The organism is Dapis hubbardiae BLCC-M172 (genome assembly GCF_050016015.1).
GTDB lineage: Bacteria > Cyanobacteriota > Cyanobacteriia > Cyanobacteriales > Microcoleaceae > Trichodesmium.
In genome coordinates, this window is record NZ_JBNHEQ010000074.1 from 1 (window position 1) to 12,012 (window position 12,012).

The 12,012-nt window shown below is 37.9% G+C and carries 6 protein-coding genes; 2 read left to right on the forward strand and 4 right to left on the reverse strand.

Annotated features, from left to right (window positions below):
* Positions 1–158 precede the first annotated feature (158 nt).
* From ACP6PK_RS07695 to ACP6PK_RS07710, 4 genes are all read right to left on the reverse strand, one after another.
* A complete protein-coding gene (locus ACP6PK_RS07695) occupies positions 159–2,165 on the reverse strand; it encodes a ribulose bisphosphate carboxylase small subunit (protein ID WP_426559115.1) in 2,007 nt (668 codons plus the stop codon).
* Positions 2,166–2,270: 105 nt separating this feature from the next.
* Positions 2,271–2,573: a EutN/CcmL family microcompartment protein gene (locus ACP6PK_RS07700; protein ID WP_094678173.1), complete on the reverse strand. Its 303-nt coding sequence runs from the start codon at positions 2,571–2,573 to the stop codon at positions 2,271–2,273.
* A gap of 321 nt (positions 2,574–2,894) precedes the next feature.
* Positions 2,895–3,227, reverse strand: coding sequence for a carbon dioxide-concentrating mechanism protein CcmK (locus ACP6PK_RS07705; protein ID WP_094678175.1), 333 nt, complete (start codon positions 3,225–3,227; stop codon positions 2,895–2,897).
* Between the two features lie 755 nt (positions 3,228–3,982).
* Complete coding sequence (locus ACP6PK_RS07710) at positions 3,983–4,294, reverse strand: carbon dioxide-concentrating mechanism protein CcmK (protein ID WP_094678177.1); 312 nt, start codon at positions 4,292–4,294, stop codon at positions 3,983–3,985.
* Between the two features lie 394 nt (positions 4,295–4,688).
* Here ACP6PK_RS07710 and ACP6PK_RS07715 point away from each other — a divergent pair, with 394 nt between their 5' ends.
* Positions 4,689–6,533, forward strand: a complete 1,845-nt coding sequence (locus ACP6PK_RS07715; RefSeq protein WP_426559116.1) for an NAD(P)H-quinone oxidoreductase subunit F — start codon at positions 4,689–4,691, stop codon at positions 6,531–6,533.
* 1,059 nt (positions 6,534–7,592) lie between these two features.
* Positions 7,593–12,012: AAA family ATPase (locus ACP6PK_RS07720; protein WP_426559117.1), on the forward strand; the 4,420-nt coding region annotated here is incomplete at its 3' end.

The window sequence follows — 12,012 nt, forward strand, 5'->3', positions numbered from 1 at the left end:
TGCTTGTGTTACCAAAAATTTTGTACCTCACTAACTCCGAAATTGCTGTAAACACCTAATAACCTAAATAATTGGGTTGAAAACCAACTATCTTCATAGTGTCTAGAAAAAGGTGCTAAGTCTTAGATTACTCATCTAACACCTAACACCTGCTTCAATTAGTTCTTACCGTTAGGTTGCTGAATAATCATTTCTAAAACACGGCGTTTCGCTTTAGGATCAATACCAATCAAGCGGACATATTCTCCCGCATGTTGAGCCAAACTTTCCTCAAGCACTGGGAAAACATCAGCCTCCCGTTTAGCATCTATTTGAGTATCAGTTTTCCAAGAGCTGGTGCGGAAACGACGTTGGTCAGCATATTCAGTACCAATTTTATAACCACCCGCAATCAAAGAGCGAATTTGTTCAACTGCTTCTTGATTTAACTTATTTGTTGCAGCAGAATTTGTTACACTACTATAAACAGGAGCTGAGTGAGAATTACCATTATTACCTACTCCATTTCCATTAGAAGTAGCTTTAAGAGGAGCAAATCCTTGACCCTTACCATTTGGCTGTTGAATCACAGTTTCCAGCACTCGACGTTTCGCATTAGTATCAACACCAATTAAACGTACATACTCCCCACTATATTCTGCCAAAGCTTGTTCTAGTTCAGCTATTGCTTGAGAGGGATTAGTAGCAGAAATAGGAGCGCCACTCATCCAGGAGCTAGTCTTAAAGCGACGTTCATTAGCGTGTTCTAAACTAATCCGATATCCTTGATTAAATAATGAACGTACTTGGTCTACAACTGCCTGACTTAAACCAGTATTAACTGCTGCACCTTGGTTAGATACAGGAGCTTGATAACTTGGAGAAGCAACTGCAGATTGTTGAATAGAGCGATCGCCTGGTTTTTGAATTAAAATTTCCGCAACACGACGTCTAACATTAGGATCGACACCTATTAAACGTACATATTCACCACTGTGTTCTGCCAAAAATCCTTCTAGAGCAGCCAAACTTTCCATTGTCGGACCGTTTTGCCAAGAGCTAGTTTTAAAACGACGTTCATTAGCATACTCTGTACCAATCTTGCATCCTTGAGACATCAAAGAATTAACTTGGTTTACTACTTCTGGAGTTAAACCTGTAGTACCATTGGCAGCAGTAGTAGTTTGAACCCTAGCAGCAGCAGGAACACTGTAGCCACCAGTAGTTGATTTTTGAGCAACTTTTTTGCCATCAGGACGTTGAATCATAATTGGAGATATGCGACGTTTCGCTTTAGGATCTATACCAAACATCCGCACATACTCCGCAGCGTGTTCTGCTATACAACCTTCTAGAGCTGCTACTATTTCTGAAGAGTTAGTGCTTTCAATTGGAGAACAAGTCTTCCAAGAACCTGTTTTAAAATGACGGGCGTCAGCGTGTTCTGTACCAACATAATATCCTTGGGATACTAGCTGCTTTACATGATTTACTACTTCTGGAGTCAATGTACCAGTTCCTACTGAAGAGCCGTTACCGTTACCATTTGTGTAATTAATGTTCATTTCATTTCTAATAGGGGTAATGCAAGACATCTTTTTCGCGCACAGATAACCTTGTCGTAAAGATTCGTTAATTCCTACCACATGATGGGCAAATTCCATATCATCCGGTAGTACATCTGGCAAACGATCTGCTTGCTGTTGATTTGTAATAATTGCTCCTGAAGGCACATATTTACCAGGAGCAATTTCTACATCTTGGATCAGAGCGTGGAGCATAATAATACACCCTTCACCAATGCGGGCGTTGAAAACTGTAGAACGAAAGCCGATAAAACAGTCATCACCGATGTAGCAAGGACCATGAACTAAAGCTTTATGAGTGATAGAAACATTTTTACCTATCCACACAGAATACTGTTGTTGGTCATCACCTATGACTCGTCCTTGTTCTAAACCGTGGATAACTACTCCATCTTGGATATTACTGCCCGCTCCAATATAGAATGGAGTACCTTCATCAGCACGAATTGAGGTGCCAGGGGCTACTAATACATTAGCTCCAATACGGACATCTCCAATAATATTGGAAAAGGAATGAATATAATCTGTGTCATCAATCTTTGGCTGCGCCAAGTCTTTTGACCAGGGGGTAGGTGGAGCTGGTTGATTGCGTTGTGGCATCTATTTTTTCCTCTCTCAGTTAAATGTTGGGTGTTGGTTATTTGGTAAATTTCTTGTTGTTAATAGTTCAACATCCAACAGTTCAACAGTTTGATAGTGGACTATTCAACGATATTGGTCTTTTTTACCATAGATCATGCGATTGTCCACAGTTATTGTGTCAATAATAGCTACTACTCTGGCATCTACAGGAAGTTGTTCGCCCCCAGGCACTTCACGAGCTGCTCCACCACGGCTAACCAAAACCCATTCATCTATTCCTGCACCGACATTATCGGCAGCTACTTCATACTTGGGCAGTGGATGGCCTTCTTCGTCTATAAATTGCAGCAGAAGTAGTTTTGTTCCTCTTAAGTTAGGCTCTTTCTGGGTGCTGACAACGGTGCCACGAACTTTGGCAATTTGCATGATCTGTTTTAATTACATGATTTCAGATTTTAGATTTTATAGTTTTACCTGAACAAAGTTTTTAAGCTTACCAATAGTAATGTTTGTGAGTTCATCCTGCTTGATAAAACCGATCTAAAACCTCACAATTAGTAACATTTTAATGTGTACGGACGTTGCATGCCACGTCCCTGCTTATACGGTAACAGTCGCCAGCACAACCTCCACAGGCATTTTTATGTCGGCGACAGCCGAAACAGTTAAGGCAACCAAACTCCTTCTAGGTCTTAGGGCATCTTTTTCAGTTGAATCTCAAATCTACCATCTGAAATCTATTTACTTCTATGGTCTACGGATTCCAGTGGTACTATCGCGAAACTGCTCTACCTCTTCAGTATAACGAATAGGTAGAACATACTCTAGGTTTTCATGGGGACGAGCAATGATATGAGTTGACATAACTTGGCCTCCATTCACCTTTCTGACGTTATCAACTCCTGCTCCTACTGAAGCTTGTACTTCCGATACATCTCCGCGAATAATAACCGTTACGCGACCACTACCAATTTTTTCATAGCCAACAAGGGTAACTCGTGCAGCTTTCACCATTGCATCTGCTGCTTCTACAACTGCTGGAAAGCCTAGGGTTTCTACCATCCCAACGGCAATTGACATTATCTTTACTCCGTGATATTATTTTACAGATTCTTTTACCAATGAATAATTGATAATTGATAATTGAGAATTAATCCGCAAAGGTTTAAAGCCTTATCTTTCAAGAGAAAAAAGAAATAATCTTTCCTTATATTCAATTCCGTTACGGTTTTCCTTGAAGTAATTATCCATTATTCATTGTCCATTATCAATTAATGAATTTCTAGTCTATATCTTGACTTTTATTGACTAATCGCCAGACTAAATTCAAGGATATTCTAAGCTGATACTATGCAAAATGATACATCCAAGGTGCTCAATCTCTTCTTAGCTGACCACAGAATATTCTTTAGGAGACAAATCAAAATACTCGTATATAGTCAGCTTAGTGATCAACCTAGCTTTCTGCCCACTTTGTCTGATAATTTTTTTAGTCTCTCTAGTTTCATCTACCTAAATTCGTCTTAAAATTTTTCCCAGATTGGGCAATCTCTTTCATTAATTAATAATGAATAATGGATAATTACCTCTGGTTTTACCATCAAGGATTGAAGATAAGAAAATTACAATTTCTTTTTTTCTCCTTTTAAGGAGAGGTAATAAAGCCGAATTGATTAATTATCAATTATCAATTATCAATTATCAATTAGTAATGATTGCCCTAAACCTTTAGGGTAAACTTCTTTTTTCTACTAGCAAATCAAAGTATCATCCTAAAGTTTGGGAAAATCAATCAGCTCTAGCCAAATATTTAAGACAAATTCCCGCAACTCAAATTAATAAGTTCGGAACTGATCGACTTCTTCGGTATATCGAATTGGCAAGACATACTCCAAGTTTTCGTGGGGACGAGCAATGATATGAGTTGATACTACCTCACCACCATCAACTCTTTTAGCTGACTCTATTCCTGCCGCAACAGAAGCTTGTACTTCCGAGACATCTCCTCGGACAATTACTGTTACACGAGCGCTACCTATTTTTTCATAACCCACTAGGGTAACTCTAGCTGCTTTAACCATCGCATCAGCAGCTTCTACTACTGCTGGAAACCCTCTAGTTTCAATCATTCCCACAGCAATTGGCATTCTTTTCTCTCCTATTGACAGAAGTTAACTTAAGCATTGAGGCCAGTATTGTCTCTAGATAGCTTTGCAGGGAATTCCCATTTTTACAATCAAAATCTATCAAATGCTATAGTTTCAGCATAGAGAAACATGGCATCGTTGACAATAGCAACTATCATCATAATTCATAATTGAAGCGATTTAGAAAAATAAATTCTTTACCATTGAAGTTCTTATAGTTAATGGTTAATTCAGCGATCCTCAGCTCCCAGGTATCAATCCTAAATTTTTTTTTAATTACTTTTGGCTCAATCCTCTATTAGCATAAAAAACAAGTATATATACTTATAATAACTTGAATCTATATTAATCGTATGTATATATTTATTCTTAATACTAAAAGTCAAGAAATATAATGTTCGAGTTTCTGATTCAAAATTTTTGGTGCATACCTTTATATGGCTTACTTGGAGCAATTTTAACTCTGCCATGGTCAATAGGGATAATCAAACGTACTGGGCCACGTCCAGCAGCTTATTTTAATTTATTGATGACGCTATTGGCCTTAATTCATGGCTCCATTATCTATCAAGCTATCTCGAATCAGGCACCACGAGAAATAATATTCAACTGGCTAGAGACTGGAGAATTAAACCTATCCTTTGCCTTCAATATCTCATCAATAACTATTGGGGCAATGGATGTTGTTATAGCCCTGTGTTTAGTGGCCCAAGTTTATGCTTTGGGATATCTAGAAAAGGATTGGGCATTAGCTAGGTTTTTTGGACTAATGGGATTTTTTGAGGCAGCAATAAGTAGCTTAACAATTAGCGACTCTTTATTTGTTTCCTATGCTTTGCTAGAAATGCTAACTGTTTGTACCTATTTATTAGTTGGTTTTTGGTATGCTCAACCATTAGTAGTAACAGCAGCAAGAGATGCCTTTTTAACGAAGCGGGTAGGAGATGTTTTGCTACTCATGGGAGTAGTTGCTATTTCAGCTTTGGCTGGAAGTATGAATTTTACAGATCTATATGAATGGGCTGAAAGAGTAGAACTTTCTCCCATAACGGCTAATTTATTAGGCTTGGCTCTAATTGCTGGGCCAGTAGGTAAATGCGCTCAATTTCCTTTGCACTTATGGTTGGATGAAGCGATGGAGGGTCCAAACCCGGCTTCTATTTTGCGAAATACTGTGGTAGTTTCTATTGGAGCTTATCTACTGATCCAAATGCAGCCGATTTTAATTATTGCTCCCATAGCTCTAGATGCATTAGTAGCTATTGGAACTGTAACTGCAATTGGAGCTTCTTTAGTTGCTCTGGCTCAAATCGATCTTAAGCGTGCTTTATGTCATTCTACAAGTGCTTACTTAGGATTAGTTTTCATTGCTGTTGGAACACAATGGACCACTTTTGGCTTGCTATTACTGTTGGCACATTCTATATCTAAAGCTCTATTATTCATGAGTGCTGGCGGTGTAATTTCGACTATTATTAGTCAAGACCTCAGAGAAATGGGGGGATTATGGTCTCGAATGCCTGCAACTACTACTTCTTTCTTAGTAGGAAGTGCAGGTTTAGTGGGATTATTACCTTTAGGTGGTTTTTGGGCGTTGCGAGAAGGTTTAGATGTTTTTTGGATTATAGATCCTTGGGTAGTACCTGTCATCTTATTTGTTAACTTCCTAACTGCTTTAAATCTAACTCGTGTATTTCGTTTGATATTTTTAGGTGAACCTCAACCTAAAACTAGACGGACACCAGAAGTTATCTGGCTTATGGCTGTACCGATGGTATCCTTAATTATTGTCACTCTGTTAACTCCGATAATTATGGAACGGTTATCACTTTTACCTGATTGGGGTTATCTGAATTTAGCTGTTGTTGTTTTATTAGTAACATCTGGTTTATTAGGTGTGATTCTAGGTAGCACTATGGAGTTAGGTAGAACTTGGTCTAGACCAATACAAGCTCCTTTGCGTTTTGCTCAAGACTTTTTTGGTTATGACTTTTATGTGGCTCGCCTCTACAATTTAACTGTGGTTTTTGCAGTTAGTCAACTCTCAAAGTTAAGTGCTTGGATTGACCGTTATATCGTTGATGGAGTGGTTAATTTGGTTGGTTTGGCAACTATTTTTAGTGGTCAAGGTTTAAAATATGCGGTCTCAGGTAAAGTTCAATCTTATATTCTTACTATTATACTCGGAATTGGTGTCTTAGGAATGTTGGTGCTTTGGTTGATTGATTTCAGGTTTTAAATATTTAGGAATCATGTAAAAATAACTTAAACAGTTTTTCTGATGGAAGCTAGATTTCACAATTCATTCCAGGTAAAATTTGTACAACTTATTTTTACATGAGTCCTAACAGCGATCGCCAAATAGATTGAAAAAATTTCCCAAACCAAGATAGGATAATGATACCTAAGGGGTTTAGACAGAAGCTTTATTAGGAAGGTAAGACAGAATGCAAAATGGCTAGAGAGTAATTTGAAAAAGGTACTTTTGATAACCAGATTTAGTATGACTCCTGACTCCTGAGTCCTCCCTAATTATAACTATTCAACCGGAAATAATATAATATAATTACTACCGTCTGTAGGGGCTTTCTCGCCGGAAAGCTCCTACAGTAGTTATCTTAGGGTTTGCGCTCAAAAGTCTTTTTTAAGGAGTAGGGGAGCGGGGGAGTAGGGGAGTAGGGGTAGGGAGGTTGCATGCAACCTCCCTACGGGAGTAATTTTTTGGCTACTCTCTTGCTCAAAATGCGCTCCTTTTTGATTTTTCGGGAACCGTGCATAAAGAGCTGAAAAATAGGTACTTTTTCCAGACCTAAAAAGACTAAAACCTTTATCTGTAAATGCTTTGAGATTTAATCAGCAAGCCCTATCTTATACCGTTTCTCAAAAATCTTGCTATATTTGATTGGGTGGGGAAGTGTCGGACCCACCCCTAACCCATCCCAGGAGGGGAAGTGTAGGAGGTGAGGGGAGAGTTAAAAGTAGGAATAATAATTACTGACCAACTAATAATTGTCAAAAATAGACTTTGAATATTGGTAACTATTTGACTGTTGAAATACACCATAGCATTACTTTTGGTAATTGGTATTATTCCTCAATAGACATCTCCAATAATCAAAAAGAAAATTAATTATCGTACATAAATCATCAATTATTTTTCCCTCTTCCCTCTTTTCCGGATATTCTAATACTGAATTATATAGGAACAGTTTTTTTCAGGAGATATAGCAAACTTTTTGAGATTTGGTATAACTCCTGTAATATCAACTATTTTGTCGGAATTTCCCTGGAGATGATGATGCTAAACTTATCTGGTTATCAACAAACAAACGAAATATATGCTGGAAACCGGACTGTAGTCTATCGAGCTATTCGAGACATACCTCGGCAACCTGTTATCATTAAAGTTCTACGGAACCCCCACCCTAACTTCAATGAATTAGTCCAATTTCGCAACCAATACATTATTACCCGTCACCTGGAACATCCAAACATTGTTAAACCTCTAGCTCTAGAACGCTACGGTAATGGCTATGCTCTAATTATGCCAGACAATGAAGCGATCGCCCTATCCAACTATTGGCAAAACTCAGAGCAAAGTCTGACAAATTTCCTCACCATAGCTATTCAACTAGCAGAAGCTCTACACTATCTAACTGAAAAACGCATCATTCACAAAGACATCAAACCTACCAATATCCTTATCCACCCGGAAACTAAGCAAGTCCAACTTATTGACTTCAGCATTTCCAGTTTACTACCTACTGAACAACAAAAACTAATTAACCCCAACATCTTAGAAGGAACTCTCGCGTACATCTCCCCCGAACAAACTGGACGGATGAACCGAGGTATTGACTACCGTACCGACTTTTACTCTCTAGGTGTAACATTCTTTGAACTGCTAACGGGAGAATTACCCTTTAGCACCAACGATCCTATGAAATTGGTATATTCCCATATTGCCAAAACAGTTCAGTTTCCAGTCAACATCGAAATTCCTGAAGTCTTGCAAGAAATAGTCATCAAGTTGATGAGTAAGAATGCTGAAAGTCGCTATCAGAGTGCTTTAGGATTGAAATATGATTTAGAAAAATGTCTACAACAGTTAGAAACTACAGGGAAAATTATATCATTTGATTTGGGTAAAAGGGATCGGAGCGATCGCTTTATTATTCCTGAAAAACTCTATGGTAGGGAACAGGAAGTAAACATTCTACTTGATGCTTTCGAGAGAGTTAGTAACCCCTCCACTGAAGTCAGAAGTCAGAAGTCAAAATTCCAAATTCAAAAGTCAGAAGTTAGAGGTAATACTAACCACACGAACCCCACTCCCCTACTCCCCCACTCCCCCACTCCGCGTCTTCTTTTAGTAGCAGGTTTTTCAGGGATTGGAAAAACTGCTGTGATTAATGAAGTTCATAAACCCATAGTTCGACAAAAGGGATATTTTATCAAAGGCAAATATGACCAATTCAACCGCAATATACCCTTTAGTGCTTTTGTATCAGCTTTCCGAGATTTAATGAGTCAATTATTAGGAGAATCTAATACAAATTTAGCCAATTGGAAAGATAAAATTCTGGAATTTGTAGGAGAAAATGGTCAAGTTCTCATAGATGTAATTCCTGAATTAGAACTAATTATAGGTCAACAACCACCAGCAACCGAACTATCAGGCAGTGCCGTTCAAAATCGCTTTAACCTACTATTTAGTAAATTTGTTAGTATTTTTACCACCAAAGAACACCCATTAGTAATATTATTAGATGACTTACAATGGGCAGATTCAGCATCATTAAACTTACTGAAAGTCTTAATTAATGAATCAGAAACAGGTTATTTATTAGTCTTAGGAGCTTATCGAGATAATGAAGTTTTTCCTGCTCATCCATTGATGCTAACTCTGGATGAAATTCAAAAACAAGATGCAAATATTAATACCCTGACTTTAACTACCTTAGACAAAAAATATATTACCAATTTAGTTGCTGATACATTACTTTCTTCAACAGAAATTGCCACACCATTATCTCAATTAATTTATCAAAAAACTAGAGGAAATCCATTTTTTACTACTCAATTTTTGAAAGGTTTGCATCAGGAAAACTTGATAAAATTCAACAGTAAAAAGGGATATTGGCAATGCGATTTAACTCAAATACGACAGCTAGCTATGACGGATGATGTGGTGGAATTCATGGTAGGGCGTTTACGGAAACTACCTGAGGCCAGTCAAAATGTGCTGAAGTTAGCAGCTTGTATAGGGAACCGTTTTGACTTGACAATGTTGACGGTAGTCTGCGAAGAAACTCAAGAGGAAGTGGCAACAGATTTATGGGGAGCATTGCAAGAAGGTTTTGTAATTCCTGAAACTCAAACCTATAAGTTTTTTCAAGGATACCAAGAACAAGATATTGAAAATATTTCAGTTAATTATCGCTTTTTGCACGACCGGGTGCAACAAGCTGCCTACTCATTAATTTGTGAAAATCAAAAACCAGGTACCCATTACCAGATTGGTCAACTGATGCTGACAAAGCTTTCCCAAACAGAACAAGAAGAGAATATTTTTGATATTGTTAACCATCTCAACTTTGGCAAATCTCTAATAAATGAGAAAAGGGAGCAAGAGAAACTAGCACAACTCAACTTAGCTGCTGGTCAAAAAGCTACATCTGCAACAGCTTATCAAGCAGCAATTGAGTATCTAGAAACAGGGATTAACTTACTAGAAAAAGATCCCTGGGTTAATCAATATAACTTGACTTTAAGTCTGTATCGTTACTTAGCAGAAGCTCAGTTAAGTCATGCCAACTACGAAGAATTGGAGATGACAATTGCAATTGCTTTACAACAGGTGAGTTCTCCTGTAGAGCAGGCAGATTTTTATGTGATTCAAGTTAATCAATTTAGTTTACAAGGTAAATTTGCCGAAGCAATTCAGGCAGGTTTGATGGGATTAAACAATCTGGGAATTGAGATTGAGAGCAATAATCTAAGTGAGCTAGTTGAGTTAGAGTTTGCTTCTATTAGGGAGAGTTTGAGAGAACGGTCTATTTCCTCACTATTAGATTTACCGACAACAGTTGAAGCACATATTCAAGCAACGATTAAATTGCTCATTTCTCTAGATCCACCAACATATCTAACCTCAAACATTGAACTTCTCAGTTTCATCTCTTTAAGAGCAGCTTGTCTGTCAATTAAACATGGAAATATTCCTGAGTCAATCAAAGCTTATAACAACTATGGATTCTTTCTAGCATCGCAAGGGCAGTATCAAAGGGGTTATGAGTTGGGAGATTTAGGTATGCAACTAAGTCACAAACTCAATAGTAAATCTCAGAGGTGTCAAGTTGGATTCTCGCTTGGAGGCTTTATTCAACCTTGGGCAAGACCAATAAAAGGGGCAGCAGATATAAATTATGAGAGCTTTCTAGCAGGATTGGAGTGTGGAGAAATTCAATTTGCTGCTTATAACTTAATGGGTAATATTACAAATCGATTATTCCAAGGAGACAATTTAGCAGCAGTTGGCCTAGATATAGAAAAATATATGTTGGTGGCAGATAAAATCCAGAATGAGCTTGTGCAAGTAGCACTTGGCGCAGCCCAAATTTTTGTCACCCAACTCTGCCTAGACCAAGAGGCAGAAAAAGCTGAAAAAACGATCACTACTGTAGAAGCATCCCAAATCTGGTTTTCAGTTTGTATCTATTACATTCTGAGAATGCACCTTTCCTGTATAACAGAAAACTTTGAGGTTGGTTTAAATTACACAAGAAAAGCAGAAGAGATTATTAGTTATATCAAAGGCTTCACGACTTCTGGTTCTTACTATTATTATAGTTCTTTGATTTTACTTAATATGTATTCTGGTATGTCTGCCGAAGAACAGAGCAAAGCTTGGCAGCAAATTGAATCAAATCAGCAGCAGCTCAAGATTTGGTCAGATAGTTGTTCGGAAAACTTTTTACATAAATATCTTTTAGTTGAGGCAGAACGATATCGGTGTCTAGGGCAAAAACTAGAAGCAATTGACCTATACGATCGTGCTATAGTAGAAGCTCAAGCTAACGAATATATCCAAGAAGAAGCTTTAGCCAATGAACTGGCAGCAAAATTTTACCTAGACTGGGGTAAGGAGAAATTTGCAGTCGGATATATGCAGTCAGCTTACAGTTGCTATGCTCAATGGGGAGCTAAAGCTAAGACTGAGCAACTTGAACAAACTTATCCCCAATTCCTCATCCCTATCCTCCAAAAATCTCCTCAGTCTGTTTCTACTCAAACAGATTTTCCTAGTTCCTCCCCATCTCTCAGCACTGTTAGCAGCAATACTTCCATCTTCGATTTGGCTTCTACTATCAAAGCATCCCAGGCTATTTCTGGAGAAATTGAATTCAATGTCTTGGTATCTAAATTAATGCAGATTCTAATTGAGAATGCAGGAGCTAACAAAGGAGTCTTATTGTTAAATAACTCTGATAATTGGGAAATAATCACTCAATACAATTACGAAACTTGTCACACAAGCACTATTTCCCAAGAGCAAACCGAAAACCTACCCTATACAATTATTAATACTATCAAACGGACGCAAAAGACCTTAATCATTAACAACTTGGAACAAGACAATAACTTCACCACTGACCCATATTTGCTCGAACAACAACCCAAAAGTATCCTTTGCAGTCCCATTCTCAACCAAAGAA